Here is a 21,206-nt window from a genome sequence, read left to right on the forward strand (position 1 = left end):
CGGCTAGGAACCGGTGGAAACGGACGCGTGCCGAAGGTCACGGCATCCACTCAGACGCCTGTGATCGAGCACCCGATTTCGCGTGCGAGGATACTTCGGTGCAACGCCTCGTGACCGCTCAACTCGACCTCGATCTGGGGTCGTCCATCGACCTCATTCTCTCGATCACCGCAGCCCAGCAGGTGCCGGTGGTCCGCGAGGAGTTGACGTTCATACAGGGCGATCGCGTCTATACGCCGACCGAGATCGTCGACCAGTCCGGCAGCCGTCTGCACCGCCTCACCGGCGAGGCCGGACGGCTCGAGATCCGCTACGAGGCGACCGTCGCGGGGCACACCGCGACCAGTCGCACGAGCGACCTCGAGGCGATCACCTACCTGCGTCCGAGCCGCTACTGCCAGTCCGACGAAGTGTTCTCGCAGGCGCGTCGCCAGTTCAAGGGGCTGCACGGCCACGATCTGATCGCGGCGGTGAGCGAGTTCGTCGCCACGAGCACGACCTACACGCCCGGGCTCAGCCAGGGCACCGACAGCGCAGTGACCACGCTCATGACCGGCCAGGGCGTCTGCCGCGACTACGCGCACGTCGTCATCGCGCTGCTGCGCGCCATGGACATGCCGGCCCGGTACGCGGCCTGCTACGCGCCCGGGCTCCAGCCGATGGACTTCCACGCCGTGGCCGAGGCCTACCTCGACGGGTCGTGGTACGTCATCGACGGCACCCGCCTTGCCGACCGCCGCTCGCTCGTGCGCATCGCCACCGGCCGCGACGCCGCCGACTGCGCGTTCCTGAGCTACCACGGCGGGCACGTCGGACTCTCGCGCATGCGCGTGGACGCCTGGGTGATCCCGGATGACGCGTCCCTCGACGACCTCGAAGGCGACGACCGCCTCGAGCACCTGTGGGAGGCCGAGGCATCCGATCTCGATCCCGACGACTTCACCACGCTGGTTCAGCTGGCCTGACTGAGGTCGCGTCGGACAGGCGCCTCCCAGGGGAGCGGCCCGGCCGCGCCCGTAGACTTGACAGGCTATGGATCCCGAAGCCCTCTCCGCCGCCCTCGTCGCCGTCATCGCCCCGCTCGCGGAGGCACGCCGACCCGGCTCCTCCGACGGGCTCGCGGCATCCGACTTCCCGCTCGAGCGTCCCAAGAACCGCGACCATGGCGACTGGGCGTCCAACGCCGCCATGAAGCTCGCCAAGGTGGTCGGCGCGAACCCGCGCGAGTTCGCCGCCGAGATCGCGGTCGCCCTCGGCGCGACGCCGGGTGTCGCGACCGTCGAAGTTGCAGGACCCGGCTTCATCAACATCCGATTGGATGCCGCGGCCGCCGGTGCGCTCGCCAAGACGATCGTCGACGCCGGCGCCGCCTTCGGGACGAACGACTCGCGCGCCGACGAGATCATCAACCTTGAGTTCGTCTCGGCGAACCCGACCGGTCCGATCCACCTTGGCGGCACCCGGTGGGCGGCCGTCGGCGATTCGCTCGCCCGCATCCTGAAGTCGCAGGGCGCCTCGGTGTCGCGCGAGTACTACTTCAACGACCACGGCGCCCAGATCGACCGGTTCGCGCGGAGCCTCGTCGCCGCGCACGAAGGCCTGACGACGCCCGAGGACGGCTACGGCGGCGGCTACATCGAAGACATCGCGCGGCGGGTCGCGCTCGCCTATGACGGCGACATCGATTCACTCGACGCCGACGCGAAGCAGGAGGCCTTCCGCGCGCTCGGCGTGAACTTCATGTTCACTGAGATCAAGGCGAGCCTGCACTCCTTCGGCGTCGACTTCGACGTCTACTTCCACGAGAACGACCTGCACGAATCCGGCGCCGTTGAGCGCGCGGTCGAGCGACTGCGCGAGCAGGGCCACATCTTCGAGGAGGACGGCGCGGTCTGGCTGCGCTCGACGACCTTCGGCGACGACCGTGACCGCGTCGTCATCCGCTCCAACGGCACGCCGGCGTACATCTCGGGCGACCTCGCCTACTACCTGAACAAGCGCGAGCGCGGGTTCAACCGGTGCATCATCATGCTCGGCGCCGATCATCACGGCTACGTCCAGCGGCTCATGGCGATGACGGCAGCCTTCGGCGACGAGCCCGGTGTCAACCTGCAGATCCTCATCGGCCAGATGGTCAACCTCGTGAAGGACGGCCAGCCGCTGCGCATGTCGAAGCGCGCGGGCACCGTCGTGACGCTCGAAGATCTCGTCGAGATCGTGGGAGTGGATGCCGCGCGCTACGCGCTCGTGCGCAGCTCGACCGACTCGAACCTCGACGTCGACCTCGACGTCCTGCAGAAGCGCACGAACGACAACCCGGTCTTCTACGTGCAGTACGCGCACGCCCGCACGCACAACGTCGGACGCAATGCCGCGGCATCCGGAGTCGATCGCAGCGAATTCGCCCCTGAGCTGCTCGGGCACGAGACGGAGTCGGCACTGCTCGGCGCCCTCCAGGAGTTCCCGCGCACTGTCGGATTCGCCGCCCAGGTGCGCGAGCCGCACCGCATCGCGCGCTACCTCGAGGAGCTCGCCGGCCTCTACCACCGCTGGTACGACAACTGCCGAGTGATCCCGCAGGGCGACGACCCGATCGAGGCGGTGCACCGCACCCGGCTCTGGCTCAACGACGCCACCGGTCAGGTGCTTCGCAACGGCCTGGATCTGCTCGGCGTGTCGGCACCCGAGAGGATGTAGCCATGAGCGCCGCTGACGCCCAGCCCACCGTGCCTGTTTCGGAGTGGGCGCCTGCGCCTCAGCCTCGCCGCCGAAGCGCGTGGCCGTGGATCGTCTCCGCGATCATCGTCGTCGCGCTCGCCGTGGCGGCGTGGTTCGTCGCTGAGTGGATCGCGCGCACCGTCGTCGAGAACACCATCCGAGATCAGGTCGTCACCAACCTGGCGCTGCCCGCCGACCAGCCGGTGGACGTGGTCGTCGAAGGCGCCGTGCTCCCGCAGCTGATCGCCGGCAGTCTGGACGAGGTGACGATCTCCTCGGAGGATGTGCCGCTCGACGCGGCCTCCGGCGACGTCACGGTGCGCATCGAGGGCCTTCCCATCCGCGGGGCACTCGAAGCCGACGCCGCGACGGCCACCCTCCGGCTCGACGAAGCCCAGCTGCGCGACCTCATGTCGACGGTGGACGGCTTCCCGGCCGAGTCGCTGGGACTGGCGGCCCCGGATGTCACGATCGACACCGAGCTCAAGCTGCTTGGTGTCGGCTTCCCGGTCGGCGTGGCACTGACCCCCAGCGCCGATGCCGGGGACATCGTCCTCACCCCGGCGGGGCTGCAGCTGGGGGGAGCCGAGATCTCCGCCGCCGACCTCAAGGATCGCTTCGGCCGGATCGCCGACGCCGTGCTGCGGCCGTGGACCGTGTGCATCGCCGAGTACATTCCGGCCGGCGTGATTCTGGACAGCGTGGTCGTCGAGGGCGACCACCTGGTCGCCGAGCTCGACATCGACGGCGGCATCATCGCCGACCCCGCCCTGCAGGAGAACGGCACGTGCGCGTGAGCCTCAGCTCTTCCATGGCGCGTGGGTCGGTCGGCGCGCGCCTGCGGCGGCATATGCCGTGCCATAGACTTCAAGGGCTGCCCGGCAAGTGAGTCATCCGGCCGCGGCACCCGCCGAACCGGGTCAGGCCCGGACGGCGACGCGTCGAAGCTCCCACCGATTGGTCCTACCCGTGTCTGCCGCTCCGCACACCCGATCCGAGAATCGGTCAGCGCTCGCCGTGCCGGACGATGCCAATTCGCTGGTGCCCTCCGTCTGGCCCGACAGCGCTCAGCGCAACAAGCACGGCGTGCTCCAGGTGGGCGGCATGGCAGTGACGACCCTGCGCGAGAAATTCGGGACGCCCCTTTACGTGCTGGATGAGAACGAGGTGCGCCAGACCGCGCGCCGCACCCTCGCCGCGTTCCGCGCCGCCGCCGCGGCGCACGGCACGCAGGCGCGCGTCTACTACGCCGGCAAGGCCTTCCTGTCCACCGAGATGGTCCGCTGGGTCACCGAAGAGGGACTGGCGGTCGACGTGTGCACCGGGGGAGAGCTCGCGGTGGCCCTCGCCGCCGGCGCCGACGCTGCCCGCCTCGGCTTCCACGGCAACAACAAGTCCGTCGCCGAGCTCGAACGTGCCGTCCAGGTGGGCATCGGCTCGATCGTCATCGACAGCTGGATCGAGCTCGAGCGCCTCGCCGCGATCGTCGAGCGCCGCGACGCCATGCAGGCGGTGCTGGTGCGCGTGAACAGCGGCGTGCACGCCGAGACGCACGATTTCCTCGCGACCGCGCACGAGGATCAGAAGTTCGGCTTCACGCTGACGGATGCCGCGGCTGCGGTCGCGCGCATCCGCGAGATCGACGGCCTCTCGTTCATCGGGTTGCACTGCCACATCGGCTCGCAGATCTTCGGCACGGCCGGCTTCCGCGAGTCGGCGGCGCGCGTGGTCGAACTCCACGCCGAACTCCTCGCCGGTGGCGAGATCCCCGTGCTGAACCTCGGCGGCGGCTTCGGGATCGCGTACACCGCGACCGACGACCCGACGCCGATCGAGGAGCTCGCCGCCGGGATCGTCGACGCGGTGGCCCAGGAGTGCGAAGTGCGCGGCATCCCGATCCCGAACCTGGCTTTCGAGCCGGGCCGGGCGATCGTCGGCCGCGCCGGCGTCACGCTCTACGAGGTCGGCACGACCAAGCCGGTGCAGGTGGACGACGACTTCACGCGTCTCTACGTGAGCGTCGACGGCGGGATGAGCGACAACGCGCGCCCCGCGCTGTACGGCGCGCAGTACTCCGCCCGGCTCGCCTCTCGCACGAGCGACGCGAAGCCCGCCCTCGTGCGCGTGGTCGGCCGGCACTGCGAGTCCGGCGACATCGTCGTGGACTCCGAGTACCTGCCCGGCGACGTGGCACCCGGCGACCTCGTCGCGGTGCCGGCGACCGGCGCGTACTGCTTCGCGCTGGCCAGCAGCTACAACTACGTTCCGCGCGCGCCTGTCGTAGCCGTGCGCGGAGGCAAGGCCCGCATCATCGTGCGCGGCGAGACGATCGAGGATCTGCTCGCGCGCGACGCCGGTGTCACACCGACTTCTGGGAAAGGCAAGGCATGACTGACTATCGCCGCCTGCGAGTAGCCCTCCTCGGCGCCGGAGCCGTCGGCTCCCAGGTCGCCGCGCTTCTGCTGCGTCACGGTGACGAGCTCGCCGACCGCGCGGGCGCGACACTCGAACTCGCCGGCATCGCCGTGCGCGACATCGACGCGCAGCGCGAAGTGGACCTGCCACGCGAGCTGTTCACCACGGATGCCGAGCCGCTCATCGTCGGTTCCGACATCGTGATCGAGCTCATGGGCGGCATCGAGCCCGCGCGCACCTACCTGCTGCAGGCGATCAACTCCGGCGCGGACGTGGTGACCGCCAACAAGGCGCTCCTCGCGACGCACGGTCCCGAGATCTTCGACGCCGCCGACCAGGTCGGAGCGCAGGTCTACTACGAGGCCGCCGCGGCGGGGGCGATCCCGATCATCCGGCCGCTGCGCGACTCGCTCGCCGGCGACCGCGTGCAGCGGATCATGGGAATCGTCAACGGCACCACGAACTACATCCTCGACCGCATGGACACTGAGGGCGCCGAGCTCGAGGACGTCCTCGCCGACGCCCAGCGCCTCGGCTACGCCGAGTCAGACCCGACGGCCGACATCGAAGGGTTCGACGCCGCGCAGAAGGCCGCGATCCTCGCGAGCCTCGCCTTCCACACGACGGTTCCGCTCGAGGCCGTGCACCGCGAGGGCATCACCGGCATCGACAAGTCGATGATGGATGCCGCCCGCCACGCCGGGTATGTCATCAAGCTTCTCGCCGTCTGCGAGCGACTCACCGGGGAACCGGATGCCGGTGGCACCGGCGAAGCCATCTCGGTGCGGGTCTACCCGGCGCTGATCAGCCGCGCCCACCCGCTGGCGAGCGTCCACGGCGCGAACAACGCCGTCTTCGTGCAGGCGGAGGCAGCCGGCAACCTCATGTTCTACGGCGCCGGCGCCGGTGGCGTGCAGACCGCCTCGGCAGTCCTCGGCGATGTCGTCTCGGCCGCCCGCCGTCATATCGCCGGCGGGGTCGGCGTGGGGGAGTCCACCCGCGCGAACCTGCCGATCGTCGAGATCGGCCGCGTCACGACGCGCTACCAGATCACGCTCGAGGTCGACGACCGGCCGGGCGTGCTGGCGACCGTCGCGGGCACCCTCAGCGAGGGCCGCGTGTCGATCGCGACCCTCGAGCAGACCGTCATCGGCGACGGTGAGGAGGGCTCCGGAACGGCCCGCCTCGTCATCGGAACCCACAAGGCACGGGAGCAGGACCTGAGCGAGACGGTCGACCGTCTCGCCGCGAGCGGCGTCGTGGAGCGCGTCGTCTCGGTCCTGCGCGTAGAAGGAGACTGACATGGCACACGTCTGGCGCGGAGTCCTGCGCGAGTACGCCGACCGTCTGGGCGTCACGGATGCCTCGACCGTCGTTACCCTCGGCGAAGGCGGCACCCCGCTGCTGCCGGCACCAGCGCTGTCGCGCCGCACCGGCGCCGACGTCTGGGTCAAGTTCGAGGGGATGAACCCGACCGGGTCGTTCAAGGACCGCGGCATGACCGTCGCCCTGTCGCGCGCGGTCGAGCACGGTGCGAAGGCGGTCATCTGCGCCTCCACCGGCAACACCTCGGCCTCGGCGGCCGCGTACGCGGCGCACGCCGGGATCACCGCAGCGGTGCTCGTGCCCGAGGGCAAGATCGCGATGGGCAAGCTCAGCCAGGCGGTCGCGCACAACGGCCGCCTCATCCAGGTGCGCGGCAACTTCGACGACTGCCTCGAGATCGCCCGTGAGCTCGCCGCACACTACCCGGTGCACCTCGTGAACTCCGTGAACCCCGATCGCATCGAGGGGCAGAAGACCGCCGCCTACGAGATCGTCGAGGTGCTCGGCGACGCGCCGGACTTCCACTTCATCCCGGTCGGCAACGCCGGCAACTACACCGCCTACTCCCGCGGCTACCGCGAAGAGGCCGAGCGCGGCGTCGCCACCCGCGTCCCGCGGATGTTCGGCTTCCAGGCCGAAGGCTCCGCGCCCTTCGTGCGCGGCGAGGTCGTCAAGAACCCCGAGACGATCGCCAGTGCGATCCGCATCGGCAACCCTGCCTCGTGGGATCTGGCCCTGGCGGCGCGCGAGGCCACCGATGGCTACTTCGGCGCCATCGACGACGACCGGATCCTCGCGGCGCAGAAGCTCCTCGCCGGCGAGGTCGGCATCTTCGTCGAGCCGGCCTCCGCGATCAGCGTCGCCGGTCTCCTCGACCGCGCCGAGGCGGGCATCATCCCCCGTGGCGCCCGTGTCGTCCTGACCGTCACCGGCCACGGCCTGAAGGACCCGCAGTGGGCCCTCCGCAACGCCGACGGCACGACGGTCGAGCCCACCGTGGTCGACGCGTCGACGTCGGATGTGGCATCCGTCCTCGGGCTGGCACCCGTGGAGGCGACCGCGTGAGCGCAGCGCCCGAATGGGCGCCCCTGGGCGCCGGTGACGGGCGATCCGTCGTGGTCCGCGTGCCTGCGACGAGCGCGAACCTCGGCCCCGGCTTCGACACGCTCGGCCTCGCGTTGAGCCTCTACGACGAGCTGCGGGTCACGGCGCTGCCGGACGACCGGCTCGAGATCGACGTCTCGGGGCAGGGCTCCGAGGACGTGCCGCGCGATGGCTCCAACCTGGTCGTCCGGTCCATCAGGTACGCCTTCGAAGCGATGGGGCGACGGATGCCCGGGCTGCGTCTCGAGGCGCGCAACGTCATCCCGCACGGCCGGGGACTCGGCTCATCGGGTGCTGCCGTGGCATCCGGGATCCTCGCCGCGAAGGGTCTGCTCGAAGGCGATGTGGAGTTCGGACCCGACACCCTCCTCCGGCTGGCGACCGAGCTCGAAGGACACCCCGACAACGTCGCGCCCGCCCTGTTCGGCGGCCTGACGATCGCGTGGGTCGACGAGGGCGGTCCGCAGCACAAGAAGCTCCTCGTGCACCGTGGCGTCTCGCCGGTGGTGTTCGTGCCCGAGTTCACGATGTCCACGAAGCTGGCGCGCAGTCTGCAGCCCCTCCACGTGCCCCGCGAGGACGCGGTCTTCAACGTCTCGCGGTCGGCCCTGCTGATCGCCGCGCTGACGCAGAGCCCCGAGCTTCTGCTCGCCGCGACCGAGGACAAGCTGCATCAGAACTACCGGGCGCAGGCGATGCCGCAGACCGACGCACTGGTGCGGGCGCTGCGCGAATCCGGGTTCGCGGCGGTCGTCTCGGGCGCCGGTCCGAGCGTGCTCGTGCTCGCGGACGGGCCGGGACGACGCCTCGAAGCCGCGTCGCTCGCGGGCACGTCGACGGACACTCCGTGGGGGGTCCTCATGCCTGCCGTCGACTTCAAGGGTGGTACAGTGAGGGAGTACACGGAGGGTTCCACGTAAGTACGTGAATCTGAGCCTCCGTCGCAATCTGCGAAACCACCGCACATCCCCCGCCTGGTTCGTTCGCTGAACGCCATGCGGTCCTGAGGTTCGCGGACAGTTCCACTGTCTTAGCCTCGGCGGCTGTGCGATCGCGTCTATCAATCCGTTTTCACAAGGGAGTACTCGTGGAGTCCATCTCCGAGATCCACATCACCGACTCGGCATCCGAAGAGCGCACCGATGCGCTCGAGGGCGCCGTCGATGTGACCACTGGCGACACCGTCGCCGAAACCACTGACGAAGCCGCTGACGCGGCCCAGCCTGAGCAGGGTGCCGAGGTCGACGCCGCTGCGCCGGCCGAGGCAGAGCCTGCCGCTGAGGTCGTCGAGGCCGTCGAGGCGCCCGAGGCCGAGGTGCAGACCGAGGCCGTCGAGGCCGCACCGGTCGAGGCTGAGGCTGAGGCTGAGGCTGAGTCCCAGCCCGCCGCCGAAGCCCCGGCGCAGGTCGAAGAGGCCCCGGCGCAGGTCGAAGAGGCCGCGGCTGCTGCCCCGGTCGAGGCCGAGCCGGTCGTCGAGGCCGAGCCGGTCGCCGCCGTGCGTGCACCGCGCAAGCGTGCGCCGCGCCGTGCGAAGAGCACCGACGTCGCGGCCGAGCCGACCGGCGTCGCCGAAGCAGTCGCCGAGGCGGCTCCGGTCGCTGAGGCCGCTCCCGTCGCCGACGCGCAGGCCGAGGCGCCCGTCGCCGAGGCTGAGGCCACGACCGACGCCGCCGACGCTCCGTCCGAGGCGCCGACTGCCGACGCGACCACGCCCGATGAGGCATCCGTCCCCGAAGGCGACGCATCGTCCGCCGAAGAGTCGGACGCCGCCGAGGGTTCGCCCCGGTCGCGCAGCCGTTCGCGCAGCCGCAGCCGCAGTCGCGGCCAGAGCCCGCAGGGTCAGAACGGCCAGCCGCAGGGCGGCCAGAACGGTCAGCAGGGCGGTCAGGCGCAGGGTGGCCAGAACGACCAGGCCCGCGACGGCCAGAACGCCCAGGGCCAGAACGCCCAGGGCCAGAACCGTCAGAACAACCAGAACCAGAACCCGCAGAACGGCCAGGGCCAGAACGCCCAGGCCCAGCAGGCGTCGATCGACCTGGACGACGAGCCGGGTTCCGCTTCGGCCCGCAGCCGTGCGCGCAACAAGCGCCGCGGCCCGGTCGGCCCGACCGATGAGTTCGAGACCGAGATCGGCGAGGACGACGTCCTGATTCCGATCGCCGGCATCCTCGACGTGCTCGACAACTACGCGTTCGTGCGCACGACCGGCTACCTGCCCGGCACGAGCGACGTCTACGTCTCGCTCGGCCAGGTCAAGAAGTACAACCTGCGCAAGGGCGATGCGGTCGTCGGCGCCATCAAGCAGCCGCGCGAGGGCGAGCAGTCCAGCCGCCAGAAATACAACGCGCTCGTCAAGGTCGATGCGATCAACGGCCTTTCGGTCGAGGATGCCGCGACCCGCGTCGAGTTCGGCAAGCTCACGCCGCTCTACCCGCAGGAGCGCCTGCGCCTGGAGACCGCGCCGGAGAAGCTCACCCAGCGGATCATCGACCTCATCGCGCCCATCGGCAAGGGTCAGCGCGGCCTCATCGTCGCGCCCCCCAAGGCGGGCAAGACGATCGTGCTGCAGCAGATCGCGAACGCGATCGCGACCAACAACCCCGAGGTCCACCTCATGGTCGTGCTGGTCGACGAGCGCCCGGAAGAGGTCACCGACATGCAGCGCACGGTCAAGGGCGAGGTCATCGCCTCGACCTTCGATCGGCCTGCCGAGGACCACACGACCGTCGCCGAGCTCGCCATCGAGCGGGCCAAGCGCCTCGTCGAACTCGGCCGCGACGTCGTCGTGCTGCTCGACTCGATCACCCGTCTGAGCCGTGCCTACAACATCTCGGCGCCGACCTCCGGTCGCGTGCTCACCGGTGGCGTCGACGCGGCGGCGCTCTACCCGCCCAAGCGCTTCTTCGGCGCCGCGCGCAACATCGAGAACGGCGGATCGCTCACGATCATCGCGACCGCACTCGTGGAGACCGGGTCCAAGATGGACGAGGTCATCTTCGAGGAGTTCAAGGGCACCGGCAACAGCGAGCTGCGCCTCAGCCGCTCGCTCGCCGACAAGCGCATCTTCCCCGCGGTCGACGTCAACGCGTCGAGCACCCGTCGCGAAGAGATGCTGCTGTCGTCCGACGAGGTGAAGATCACCTGGAAGCTGCGTCGCGCGCTCGCCGGTCTCGACCAGCAGCAGGCGCTCGAGGTCGTCCTCGGCAAGCTCAAGGAGACCCAGTCCAACGTCGAGTTCCTCGTGCAGATGCAGAAGTCGATCCCGGCTCCGACGCACACCGGTGGCGGTCACAGCCACGGGCACGAGAACAGCATCCGCTGACCTGAGGAACCCGTGTTCGATTCCGTCAAAGCGCTGCTCGACGAGCACCGCGCGGTCCAGGAGGAGCTCTCCGACCCCGCGGTGCACGCCGATGCCGCGCGCGCGAAACGCGTCAACCGGCGCTACGCCGTGCTGTCGCGGATCGTGGCGGCCAACGACGCGTGGGTCGCGGCATCCGCTGATCTCGAAGCGGCGCGCGAGTTCGCGAAAGAGGATGACGCGTTCGCCGAGGAGGTCCCTGGCCTCGAGGAGCATCTCGCCCAGGCGCAGGAGCGCCTGCGGCGACTGCTCATCCCGCGCGACCCGGACGACGCCCGCGACGTGATCATGGAGATCAAGGGCGGCGAGGGCGGCGCGGAGAGCGCCCTGTTCGCCGCGGACCTGCTGCGCATGTACGTGCAGTACGCCGCGTCGAAGGGCTGGAAGACCGAGCTGCTCGAGCGGACCGAGTCCGACCTCGGCGGCTACAAGGACGTCCAGGTCGCGATCAAGGGATCCTCCGCCGACCCCGCTCAGGGCGTGTGGGCGCACCTCAAATACGAGGGCGGCGTGCACCGCGTGCAGCGCGTCCCTGCGACCGAGTCGCAGGGGCGCATCCACACCTCGACGACCGGCGTGCTCGTCTTCCCCGAGGTCGACGAGCCCGACGAGGTCGAGATCAACCCGAACGACCTCAAGATCGATGTGTTCCGTTCATCGGGTCCTGGCGGTCAATCCGTCAACACCACGGACTCGGCGGTGCGCATCACGCACGTGCCCACCGGGATCGTCGTGTCGATGCAGAACGAGAAGTCGCAGCTGCAGAACCGCGAGGCCGGCATGCGGGTCCTCCGCGCTCGGCTGCTCGCCAGGCAGCAGGAAGAGCTCGACGCCATCGCCTCCGACGCGCGCAAGTCGCAGATTCGCGGCATGGACCGCTCCGAGCGGATCCGCACGTACAACTTCCCGGAGAACCGCATCGCGGACCACCGCACGGGGTACAAGTCGTACAACCTCGACCAGGTCATGGACGGCGCACTGGAGCCGATCATCGCCTCGTGCATCGCGGCCGACGAAGAGGAGCGCCTCGCGGCGCTCGGCTCCGAGGGCTGACCGCGCTCTGGCGATAGCCTGATCGCGTGATCACGTTTCTGATCTGCGCAGCGATCTTCCTCGTCTCGGCCTTCCTGGGGCTCATCGCAGCGGACCTCATCCTGCCCGGCTTCTCCCTGCACTGGAACGATTGGTGGGGCGTCCTGCTCGCCGTGGTGATCTTCGCGGTGCTGCAGAGCGTCCTTGCGCCCTGGCTGTTCAACATCACACGACGGCACGCCAATGCGTTCCTCGGCGGAATCGGCCTCCTGTCGACCTTCGTCGCACTGCTCATCGCGGTCGTCATCCCGGCGGCCGGAATCGGCATCGACGGTCCCGTCGCGTGGATCATCGGCACGCTCGTCGTCTGGCTCGTCACGGCCATTGCGACGTGGCTGCTTCCGCCGCTGTTCATCAAGAAGCAGGTCGCGGAGCGCCGGTCGTAGTGGCGGATGCCGCAACCGCGCGCCGCATCCGGGTCGTCGGCATCTCGGGCTCGGGCAAGTCGCGGCTCGCTGCGCAGATCGCCATGGCGACGGGGCTCGCCCGCCTCGAACTCGACGCCGTTTCACGACGCCGTCGTGCTCGCGCGGTCCAAACCGCCTGACGCGCCCGAAGATCGCAGCAGCGCGTGGCGGTATCAACAGCGCGAGCGAATCGCCCCCGCGCGGCGAGGACGCCACCGCGCCGCCAAGACGCGCTCGGCGCTAGATGTGGTACTCGGGCGCCGTCAGCAGCGCCCGGGTGTCTTCGCCGGAGTGCCGAACGCGCGGCTTGGCCGGGATGCCGACCAGGATGCTGTCGGCCGGTGCGTCCTTGGTGACCACGGCGTTCGCGCCGATCACCGACCCTGCACCGATCGTGATCGGGCCGAGCACCTTCGCGCCGGCACCCACGGCGACGCCGTCGCCGAGCGTGGGGTGGCGCTTGCCGCCGTTGCGGGTGCGGCCGCCCAGCGTGACGCCGTGATAGAGCATGACGTCGTCGCCGACCTCGGCGGTCTCGCCGACCACGACGCCCATGCCGTGGTCGATGAAGAAGCGCCGGCCTATGGTCGCACCGGGGTGGATCTCGATCCCGGTGAGCCAGCGGGTCACCTGGGAGCCCGCGCGGGCGATGAAGCGGAAGCCGCGTGCCCACAGCGCATGCCACACGCGGTGTGCCCAGATGGCGTGCAGGCCCGGGTACAGCAGCGCGATCTCGAGCCCGCTCCGTGCCGCGGGGTCGCGGAGCTTCGCGGCGGCGAGGTCCTCGCTGATCCGCGCGAAGACGCCGAGGTGCTCGCCCTCCGAAGGGTCGGTCGGCGCGCTCATGAGGCGTCCGGCTCGGGGTCGCGCAGGTGCTCGTAGAGCGCCGTCGACAGATAGCGCTCGCCGGCATCGGGGATGATCACGACGATCCGCTTGCCGGCCGCTTCCGGTCGGGCCGCGATCTCGAGCGCCGCCCAGACTGCCGCGCCCGCGGACATGCCGGCGAGGACGCCCTCGCGCGTGGCGAGGTCGCGCGCGACCCGGATGGCGTCATCGAACTCGACGTCGAAGATCTCGTCGACGAGCGACAGGTCGAGCACCGGGGGGATGAAGTTCGGGCCGATGCCCTGGATCCGGTGCCCGCCGGCGTGCCCTTCGGTGAGCAGCGGCGAGTCCTTCGGCTCCACCAGCACGATCTTCACGTCCGGGTTGCGCTCTTTGAGCACGCTTCCGACGCCGGTGATCGTCCCGCCGGTGCCCGAACCGGCAACGAACCAGTCCACCTGGCCGTCGGTGTCGCGCCAGATCTCCTCGGCCGTCGTGCGCCGGTGGATCTCGGCGTTGGCGGCGCTCTCGAACTGATGCGCGAGCACCGCGCCCGGGGTCTCCGCCGCGATCCGCTCCGCGGTCCCGACAGCCTCGGTCATGCCCTTGTACGGGTTGGTGAGCACCAGCTCCGCGCCGTACGCCTTCAGCAGCGTCCGCCGCTCCTTCGACATCGAGGCGGGCATCGTGAGGATCACCCGGTACCCGCGCGCGGCGCCGACGAGCGCCAGTGCGATGCCGGTGTTGCCGCTCGTGGACTCCACGATCGTGCCGCCGGGCTGGAGTTCGCCGGACGCCTCGGCCGCGTCCACGAGGGCGACCCCGAGACGGTCCTTGACGCTCGAACCCGGGTTGAAGAACTCGAGCTTGGCGAGCACCTCCCCACCCAGCCCCGCGGTGACCGCGTTGAGCCGGACGAGAGGCGTATTGCCGAATGCAGAGGTGATATCCGCATGGATCCTAGGCACGGATCACCCTTTCGAAGAGAAGCGGATCAGTCGCGGAGGTCCTCGTACAGCGCGGTCGAGAGGTAGCGCTCGCCGAACGACGGGATGATCACGACGATGTTCTTGCCGGCGGCCTCTGGACGCGCTGCGACCTGAAGGGCAGCCCAGATCGCGGCACCGGAGGAGATGCCGACCAGGATGCCGTCCTGCACGCCGACGGCGCGCGCGGTGGCGATCGCGTCGGGGAATTCGACGTCGATGACCTCGTCGATGACCGTCTGATCGAGGATCTCCGGGATGAAGTTCGGCCCGATGCCCTGGATCTTGTGCGGTCCGGGGGTGCCCTTGGTCAGCAGGGGGGAGTCGGCGGGCTCGACCGCGATGACCTTCGCGCCGGGGACGCGCTCCTTCAGGACCTGGCCGACGCCGGTGATCGTGCCGCCCGTGCCGATGCCGGCGACGAAGTAGTCGACCTGCCCGTCGGTGTCGCGGATGATCTCCTCGGCGGTGGTCTCGCGGTGGATGCGCGGGTTCGCCTCGTTCGCGAACTGCTTGGCGAGCACGGCGCCCGGAGTCTCGGCGGCGATCTCCTCGGCCTTCGCGACCGCGCCCTTCATGCCCCCGGCCGGGTCGGTGAGGACGAGTTCTGCACCGTAGGCCTTCAGCAGCAGCCGGCGCTCGACGGACATCGACGACGGCATCGCGAGGATGACCCGGTAGCCGCGGGCCGCGCCGACCATCGCGAGCGCGATGCCGGTGTTGCCGCTCGTCGCCTCGACGATGGTGCCGCCGGGCTGCAGTTCGCCTGACGCCTCTGCGGCGTCGACGATGGCGATGCCGAGGCGGTCCTTGACGCTGGAGGCGGGGTTGTAGAACTCGAGCTTCGCCAGGATGTTGCCTTCCACTCCCTCCGCCACGCGGTTGAGGCGCACCAGAGGGGTGTTGCCGAAGGCAGAGGTGATATCGGAGTGGATACCGGGCATTTTGCGGGGCCTTTCGCGCAGATCGGGTAGACCGCTCAAGCCTAGGGGAGGGGCCTCAGAGCGGGACCGAATGTGACGGGTGCCGTCACATTCGCGAGGCGATGCGGCGAGCCGCGACGCTTAGGCTTGATCGGTCATGCCTGAACTCTCTGCTCCGCCGCGCGCCCTCTCCGACGTCCTGCGCGATTCGTCGTCCCGCCTCGCCCAGGCGGGAGTCCTGGATCCGGTCGTGGACGCCGAGCTGCTCGCCGGCCACGTCCTCGGGCTGCCTCGCGGTGCGGTGCAGGCCGCGGTGATCCGCGGCGATGCGATCCCGGCGGCGCAGGCTGAGCGCATCGAGCGGCTCGTCGCCCGCCGCGTGACCCGCGAGCCCCTGCAGCACATCACCGGCACCGCCCCGTTCCGCCACCTCGAGCTGCGCGTCGGCCCCGGGGTGTTCGTGCCGCGGCCCGAGACCGAGATGGTCGCGCAGCTGGCCATCGACGCGCTGCGGGCCGTGGCATCCGCCTCCCCGATCGCGGTCGATCTCGGCACCGGCAGCGGCGCCCTCGCCCTCGCGCTCGCCTCCGAGGTGCCGCACTCCCGCGTGTTCGCGGCCGAGAACTCGGTCGAGGCGTTCGTTTGGGCGAAGGAGAACTTCGAGCTCGTCGGCGTCGACAACGCCCGCCTGGCCTTCGTCGACCTCGAGCACGCGTTCGGCGACCTCGACGGGTCGGTCTCGGTCGTCGTGTCCAACCCTCCGTATGTTCCGGATGCCGCGATCCCGCGCGACCCGGAGGTTCGCCTGTTCGATCCGCCGGCGGCGCTGTACGGCGGCGAGGACGGCCTGGACGTCGTGCGCGTGCTCAGCCGGGTCGGGCTGCGACTGGCCCACCCGGGCGGATCGATCGTGATCGAGCACGGTGAGTGGCAGGGTGAGGCCATTCGCGGCATCCTCGCGGCCGATGGCTGGCGCGCGCCCGCCACGCATCCCGACCTGACCATGCGCGACCGCGCCACGACCGCACTGCGTCCGTGAGCGGTTCGGGTCCGCAGAGCCCGCGCACGTACACTGGGCACGACATGTCCTCCGTCTTCGACTGCCGCGACGAGACTCAGCTCCTCCCCGGCATGCGCCAGGCCCGCCAGGCGATCGGCCGGGGCGAGCTCGTGGTCCTCCCCACCGACACCGTCTACGGCATCGCCGCCGACGCCTTCAACGCCCGCGCCGTGCAGGCGCTGCTCGATGCGAAGGGCCGTGGGCGCCAGTCGCCGCCGCCCGTGCTCGTCGCAGGCCTCGCGACCCTGCGCGCGCTGGTCGCGGAGGTGCCCGAGCCGGTGGAGCGGCTCGTCGAGGCATTCTGGCCGGGGGGCCTCACCATCGTGCTGCCCGCCCAGCCGTCGCTGGCCTGGGACCTGGGCGACACCCACGGCACGGTCGCCGTGCGGATGCCCGGGGACCGGATCGCCCTCGAACTGCTCGAAGAGACCGGCCCGCTCGCGGTGTCCAGCGCCAACCTGACCGGTCAGTCCGCGGCCGTGCGCGCCCAGGAGGCGCGCGACATGCTCGGAGACAGCGTCGCGGTGTACCTCGACGCCGGCACATCGGCGACCGGAGTGGCCTCGACCATCATCGACGCGACGACGCTGGTCGGCGGGACGAGCCCCCGCATCCGCATCCTGCGCGACGGCGCCGTCAGTCGCGAACGGCTTCGGGAGGTGCTCGGCGATCTCCTCGAATCCGACGACCAGCCCGAGTCGCCGGACTCCGACCCGCCGTCCGGCGGCCCGCAGTGAAGCAGTACGTCTTCACGATCCTCTTCACGGCGACCGTCACGTTCGTCCTCGCCTGGGTGGTCTGGCGGCTGAGCACGAAGTACAAGCTCTATCCCGGCATCCGCGAACGAGACGTCCACAAGACGCCCACCCCGCGCCTCGGCGGGATCGCGATGTTCCTCGGCGTGGTCGCGGCCGTACTGGTGTCGTCGCAGAACGACTTCTTCGCGATCTTCTGGGTCGACCCGCAGCCGATCCTCGCGATCCTGCTCGCGACGCTGATCATCGTCCTGGTGGGTGTCGCCGATGATCTCTGGGACCTCGACTGGACCGTCAAGCTCGGCGCGCAGTTCCTCGCCGCGGGCATCATCGCGTGGGTCGGCAAGCTGCAGATCCTGTCGCTCCCGATCGGCGGCCTGATGGTCGGCTCGAGCTGGGTGAGCTTCGTCCTGACGGTCTTCGCCATCGTGATCGTGATGAACGCGGTGAACTTCATCGACGGTCTCGATGGGCTGGTCGCCGGGGTGTGCCTCATCGCCAACGCCGTGTTCTTCGCCTACTCGTACCTGCTGCTGCGCGATTTCACGACGAACAACTTCTCGCTGGCGACCTTCATCGCCGCGGTGCTGATCGGATCGTGTGCCGGATTCCTGCCGCTGAACTGGAGTCCGGCGAAGCTGTTCATGGGGGATGCCGGGGCTCTCATGGTCGGGCTGCTCATGGCCTGCTCCGCCATCGCGATCACCGGCCAGCTCGATCCCGCCGTGCTCGACCCGAACGACTTCGGGCGATCGCAGCTGCTGGGTGCGTTCATCCCGATCCTGCTGCCGGTCGTGGTGGTGCTGCTGCCGCTGCTGGACTTCGGCATGGCGGTCATCCGCCGCATGCAGGCCGGGAAGTCGCCGTTCGCCCCCGACCGCAAGCACCTGCACCACCGCATGCTGGACATGGGGCACACCGACCGCGACGCCGTGCTGGTCTTCTACGCGTGGACCGCCATCGTCGGGCTCGGCGTGCTGCTGATGTACATCGGCACGACGGCGGGATGGCCCGGGCTGTACCTGCCCGGGATCGTCTACCTGCTGATCGGCCTGGCCGCCTGCCTGGTCGTGACCCTTCCGCCCGCGCGTCGCGCGAGGACCCGCACCGAGTTGGAGCCCGTCATATGAGCCCGAACCCCGTCTCGAGCACGCCGATCCTGCGGACGACGCTGGTCTGGTCAGCCGGGGTGACCGCGGTGCTCGCGGTCGCAGCGGCCGTCATCGGGTTCCTGGTCGCCGGCACCACCGGCCTATGGAGCGCACTGCTCGGGGTGCTGATCGCGGCGGTCTTCCTCGCGATCACCGCGCTCAGCATCCTGATCGCCAACCGCTGGTACGGCGACGACCTCTACGTGCCGATCTTCTTCGGGATCGTGCTCGGCGGCTGGATCCTGAAATTCATCGTCTTCATCGTCGCCCTGCTGCTGCTGCGCGGTCAGCCCTGGCTCGATCCGACGGTGTTCTTCGTCGCCGTGGTGGTCAGCGTGCTGGCATCTCTGGTCGTCGACGTCGTCGTCCTCACCCGCATGCGGGTGCCGCATGTGGGTGACATCACGCTGCCGACAGACCCCGATGAGGGTGATCGAATCGATGACCGAGGCTCCGAGAAGCCTGGGGAGGACTTGGGAACCCCCTGAGTTTGGTAGTGTTGTGCAGGCCCGCCCGCTAGCCCTATTGAGMGCTTGTGGTGTGGCGTTCACCTACCATCGTCGCGACGGATTCTTCCGTTGCCCCGAAGCTGGAGCCAGCGCTGTTTACCCTAGCTGCGACACTGATCGCCCACACCGCCGAAGACGGGGGTGAATTCCACGGTCCCTCGATCGACGAGTTCTTCCCGCCGATTCTGACCGAGTTCCTCGGCGTTCCGGTCACCCGCATCAGCCTGATCCAGATGCTGGCGACCATCGTCCTCGTGATCGTCTTCTGGCTCGGCACCCGCCGCATGACGGTGATCCCGGGCCGCTTCCAGAGCCTGATCGAGATGGGCCTCGGCTTCGTCCGGACCAACATCGCGCATGACCTGCTCGGCAAGAAGGACGGCGACCGCTTCCTGCCGATCCTCACCACGATGTTCTTCATGATCCTGTTCATGAATCTGACGGGAATCATCCCGTTCCTGAACATCGCGGGAACGGCCATCGTCGCGGTGCCGCTCACGCTGGCAGTCGTCAGCTACGTCACGTTCATCTACGCCGGTGTCAAGAAGAGCCCGAAGAACTTCTTCAAGAACGCGCTCTTCCCGACCGGCGTGCCCTGGCCGATCTACATCATCGTGACGCCGATCGAGTTCATCTCGACGTTCATCATCCGGCCGGTCACGCTGACGCTGCGACTCCTCATGAACATGATGGTCGGCCACCTGCTGCTCGTGCTGTTCTTCTCCGCGACGTCGTTCTTCCTGCTGACGATGGGCGGCTGGTGGTCGATCCTCGCGGCCGGCAGCCTCGCGTTCGGCTTCGCCTTCACACTGTTCGAAATCCTGGTGGCCGTCCTCCAGGCATATGTCTTCGCCCTCCTCACCGCGGTCTACATCCAGCTCGCGGTGGCGGAAGAGCACTGATCCCGGGTCGGCACAGCCACCCGTAACCGAAAGGAAAACCAACTCGTGGACGCAACTACGGTTCTCGCCGAGGTCTCCGGCAGCATCGCGACTGTCGGCTACGGCCTCGCAGCGATCGGCCCGGCCATCGGCGTGGGCATCGTCGTGGGCAAGACGATCGAGGGTGTGGCTCGCCAGCCCGAGCTCGCCGGCCGCCTGCAGGTGCTGATGTGGATCGGTATCGCCTTCACCGAGGCGCTCGCCTTCATCGGCATCGCCACCGCCTTCATCTTCGGCTACTGATCCCACCACTTCGACGTAAGGAGACAGGATGCTGAACGCTCTTGTCACGCTCGCCGCCGAAACGGAGGAAGCGCCCAACCCGCTTCTCCCGGCGTGGTACGACATCGTGTGGTCGTCGGTGTGCTTCATCATCATCCTCTTCATCTTCTGGAGGGTCGCCCTCCCGCGGCTGAAGAAGATGCTCGACGAGCGCAGCGCCGCCATCGAAGGCAACATCGCCAAGGCGGATGACGCTCAGCGCCGGGCGGAGGCTGCTCTCGCGGAGTACACCGCGCAGCTTTCCGACGCTCGCAAGGAGGCCGGAGAGATCCGCGATGCCGCCCGCGACGACGGCAAGCAGATCGTCGCCGAGGCGAAGGAGACCGCGACCGCCGAGGCCGCGCGACTGACCGCATCCGCGCACGCGCAGATCGAGGCCGAGCGCCAGGCCGCGCTCGTCTCGCTGCGCAGCGAGGTGGGCACTCTTGCGATCGACCTCGCCGGTGGCGTCATCGGGGAGTCGCTGTCGGACGACACGCGGGCTCAGGGCGTTGTCGACCGCTTCCTCGCCGAACTCGAAGAGTCCGAGACAGCCGGGAAGGCATCGAAGTAATGGGCAGTGCCACCACTCAGGCCGAAGCCGCGACGAAGGCGGCGCTCGACGCAGCCTCGGGCATCGACCTCGACGTGTCCCGCGAGCTGTTCGCCGCGGCGCGCGCCGTGGCGGATTCGCCCCAGCTGGGCGGTGCGCTGGCCGACTCCTCAGCTTCTGCGGACGCGCGGGCCAAGGTGATCGCCGACGTCTTCGGCACCGCCTTCCGGCCCGTGTCGGTCGCGCTGCTGACGACGGCTGTCGCGCAGCGGTGGTCATCGTCCTCCGACCTGGTCGACGGGATCGAAGAGCTCGCGGTGCGTGCCGCGGCTCGCTCGGACGCCACGGCGGATGTCGAGGGGGAGCTGTTCCGCTTCTCGCGCACAGTCGCGGCGAATCCGGAGCTCGAGCTCGCGCTCGGCGCCCGGCTCGGCGACGATTCGGCCAAGGCCGTGCTCATCGAGACGCTGCTGAAGGGCCGCGCCAGCGAGCCCACCATCGTGATCGTCTCGTCGCTCGCCCGGCAGCCGCGGGAGCGTCGCATCCGCCAGCTGCTGGATCGCGCGATGTCGCTCGTCGCCGACCAGCGCGGGCGCGCCGTCGCCACTGTCGTCTCGGCGGTTCCGCTGAGCGACGCACAGACGGAACGTCTCACCGCGGCGCTGTCGCAGCGCTATGGCGCAGACGTGTCGCTGAACGCCGTCGTCGATCCCGCGGTGATCGGCGGAGTGCGCGTGCAGATCGCCGACGACGTGATCGACGCGAGCGTCTCGTCCCGCATCTCCGACCTGCGCAAGCGGCTGGCCGGATAACACA

22 protein-coding genes are annotated in these 21,206 nt (G+C 69.5%); 19 read left to right on the forward strand and 3 right to left on the reverse strand.

Annotated features, from left to right (window positions below; translation table 11 throughout):
* Nucleotides 1–98: 98 nt before the first annotated feature.
* The 11 genes from ACXJ3V_RS16355 (at nt 99) to ACXJ3V_RS16405 (ending at nt 12,563) form a co-directional block, all read left to right on the forward strand.
* The gene (locus ACXJ3V_RS16355) at nt 99–965 is read left to right on the forward strand and encodes a transglutaminase-like domain-containing protein (protein ID WP_457101397.1); all 867 of its coding nucleotides are present in this window, start codon (nt 99–101) and stop codon (nt 963–965) included.
* A 67-nt stretch (nt 966–1,032) separates the two neighbouring features.
* On the forward strand, nt 1,033–2,697 hold the full coding sequence (gene argS, locus ACXJ3V_RS16360) for an arginine--tRNA ligase (RefSeq protein WP_457101398.1): 1,665 nt from the start codon (nt 1,033–1,035) through the stop codon (nt 2,695–2,697).
* A gap of 2 nt (nt 2,698–2,699) precedes the next feature.
* Nucleotides 2,700–3,515: an LmeA family phospholipid-binding protein gene (locus ACXJ3V_RS16365; protein ID WP_457101399.1), complete on the forward strand. Its 816-nt coding sequence runs from the start codon at nt 2,700–2,702 to the stop codon at nt 3,513–3,515.
* Between the two features lie 172 nt (nt 3,516–3,687).
* On the forward strand, nt 3,688–5,109 hold the full coding sequence (gene lysA, locus ACXJ3V_RS16370; protein WP_457101400.1) for a diaminopimelate decarboxylase: 1,422 nt from the start codon (nt 3,688–3,690) through the stop codon (nt 5,107–5,109).
* Nucleotides 5,106–6,434 carry a homoserine dehydrogenase gene (locus ACXJ3V_RS16375; RefSeq protein ID WP_457101401.1) on the forward strand — a complete coding sequence of 443 codons (1,329 nt, stop codon included), beginning with the start codon at nt 5,106–5,108 and terminating at the stop codon, nt 6,432–6,434. The genes lysA and ACXJ3V_RS16375 overlap by 4 nt, the downstream gene beginning before the upstream one ends.
* A 1-nt stretch (nt 6,435) precedes the next feature.
* Complete coding sequence (gene thrC, locus ACXJ3V_RS16380) at nt 6,436–7,524, forward strand: threonine synthase (protein WP_457101402.1); 1,089 nt, start codon at nt 6,436–6,438, stop codon at nt 7,522–7,524.
* Nucleotides 7,521–8,483: a homoserine kinase gene (gene thrB, locus ACXJ3V_RS16385; RefSeq protein ID WP_457101403.1), complete on the forward strand. Its 963-nt coding sequence runs from the start codon at nt 7,521–7,523 to the stop codon at nt 8,481–8,483. The genes thrC and thrB overlap by 4 nt, the downstream gene beginning before the upstream one ends.
* Nucleotides 8,484–8,650: 167 nt before the next feature.
* Nucleotides 8,651–10,885: a transcription termination factor Rho gene (gene rho / locus ACXJ3V_RS16390; protein WP_457101404.1), complete on the forward strand. Its 2,235-nt coding sequence runs from the start codon at nt 8,651–8,653 to the stop codon at nt 10,883–10,885.
* A gap of 12 nt (nt 10,886–10,897) precedes the next feature.
* Nucleotides 10,898–11,977, forward strand: coding sequence for a peptide chain release factor 1 (gene prfA, locus ACXJ3V_RS16395; RefSeq protein WP_457101405.1), 1,080 nt, complete (start codon nt 10,898–10,900; stop codon nt 11,975–11,977).
* A 26-nt stretch (nt 11,978–12,003) separates the two neighbouring features.
* Entirely contained in the window at nt 12,004–12,402 is a 399-nt protein-coding gene (locus tag ACXJ3V_RS16400) for a hypothetical protein (RefSeq protein WP_457101406.1), read from the forward strand.
* Nucleotides 12,402–12,563: an AAA family ATPase gene (locus tag ACXJ3V_RS16405; protein WP_457101407.1), complete on the forward strand. Its 162-nt coding sequence runs from the start codon at nt 12,402–12,404 to the stop codon at nt 12,561–12,563. Before ACXJ3V_RS16400 ends, ACXJ3V_RS16405 begins: the two co-directional genes overlap by 1 nt.
* A 100-nt stretch (nt 12,564–12,663) precedes the next feature.
* On the opposite strand, the gene epsC is transcribed toward ACXJ3V_RS16405, so the two are convergent.
* The 3 genes from epsC to cysK (ACXJ3V_RS16420) are packed head-to-tail and all read right to left on the reverse strand — an operon-like array spanning nt 12,664 to nt 15,181.
* A complete protein-coding gene (epsC, locus tag ACXJ3V_RS16410) occupies nt 12,664–13,269 on the reverse strand; it encodes a serine O-acetyltransferase EpsC (protein WP_457101408.1) in 606 nt (201 codons plus the stop codon).
* Nucleotides 13,266–14,219: a cysteine synthase A gene (gene cysK, locus ACXJ3V_RS16415; protein ID WP_457101409.1), complete on the reverse strand. Its 954-nt coding sequence runs from the start codon at nt 14,217–14,219 to the stop codon at nt 13,266–13,268. Before cysK (ACXJ3V_RS16415) ends, epsC begins: the two co-directional genes overlap by 4 nt.
* A gap of 26 nt (nt 14,220–14,245) precedes the next feature.
* Complete coding sequence (gene cysK / locus ACXJ3V_RS16420) at nt 14,246–15,181, reverse strand: cysteine synthase A (RefSeq protein ID WP_457101410.1); 936 nt, start codon at nt 15,179–15,181, stop codon at nt 14,246–14,248.
* A 136-nt stretch (nt 15,182–15,317) separates the two neighbouring features.
* Here cysK (ACXJ3V_RS16420) and prmC point away from each other — a divergent pair, with 136 nt between their 5' ends.
* Genes prmC through ACXJ3V_RS16460 form a run of 8 tightly spaced genes read left to right on the forward strand, consistent with a single transcriptional unit; the run spans nt 15,318 to nt 21,202 of the window.
* The gene (gene prmC / locus ACXJ3V_RS16425) at nt 15,318–16,199 is read left to right on the forward strand and encodes a peptide chain release factor N(5)-glutamine methyltransferase (RefSeq protein WP_457101411.1); all 882 of its coding nucleotides are present in this window, start codon (nt 15,318–15,320) and stop codon (nt 16,197–16,199) included.
* A 44-nt stretch (nt 16,200–16,243) separates the two neighbouring features.
* Nucleotides 16,244–16,957, forward strand: coding sequence for an L-threonylcarbamoyladenylate synthase (locus ACXJ3V_RS16430; protein ID WP_457101412.1), 714 nt, complete (start codon nt 16,244–16,246; stop codon nt 16,955–16,957).
* Nucleotides 16,954–18,105: an MraY family glycosyltransferase gene (locus tag ACXJ3V_RS16435; protein WP_457101413.1), complete on the forward strand. Its 1,152-nt coding sequence runs from the start codon at nt 16,954–16,956 to the stop codon at nt 18,103–18,105. The genes ACXJ3V_RS16430 and ACXJ3V_RS16435 overlap by 4 nt, the downstream gene beginning before the upstream one ends.
* Nucleotides 18,102–18,614, forward strand: a complete 513-nt coding sequence (locus ACXJ3V_RS16440) for a hypothetical protein (protein WP_457101414.1) — start codon at nt 18,102–18,104, stop codon at nt 18,612–18,614. The genes ACXJ3V_RS16435 and ACXJ3V_RS16440 overlap by 4 nt, the downstream gene beginning before the upstream one ends.
* Nucleotides 18,615–18,664: 50 nt before the next feature.
* Entirely contained in the window at nt 18,665–19,537 is an 873-nt protein-coding gene (atpB, locus tag ACXJ3V_RS16445) for a F0F1 ATP synthase subunit A (RefSeq protein ID WP_457101415.1), read from the forward strand.
* 45 nt (nt 19,538–19,582) lie between these two features.
* Entirely contained in the window at nt 19,583–19,819 is a 237-nt protein-coding gene (gene atpE / locus ACXJ3V_RS16450; RefSeq protein WP_028496101.1) for an ATP synthase F0 subunit C, read from the forward strand.
* Between the two features lie 28 nt (nt 19,820–19,847).
* Nucleotides 19,848–20,411, forward strand: a complete 564-nt coding sequence (locus ACXJ3V_RS16455) for a F0F1 ATP synthase subunit B (RefSeq protein WP_457101416.1) — start codon at nt 19,848–19,850, stop codon at nt 20,409–20,411.
* Complete coding sequence (locus ACXJ3V_RS16460; RefSeq protein WP_457101417.1) at nt 20,411–21,202, forward strand: F0F1 ATP synthase subunit delta; 792 nt, start codon at nt 20,411–20,413, stop codon at nt 21,200–21,202. Before ACXJ3V_RS16455 ends, ACXJ3V_RS16460 begins: the two co-directional genes overlap by 1 nt.
* The last annotated feature ends 4 nt before the right edge of the window (nt 21,203–21,206 follow it).

It is taken from the genome of Microbacterium sp. P5_E9 (assembly GCF_054049175.1).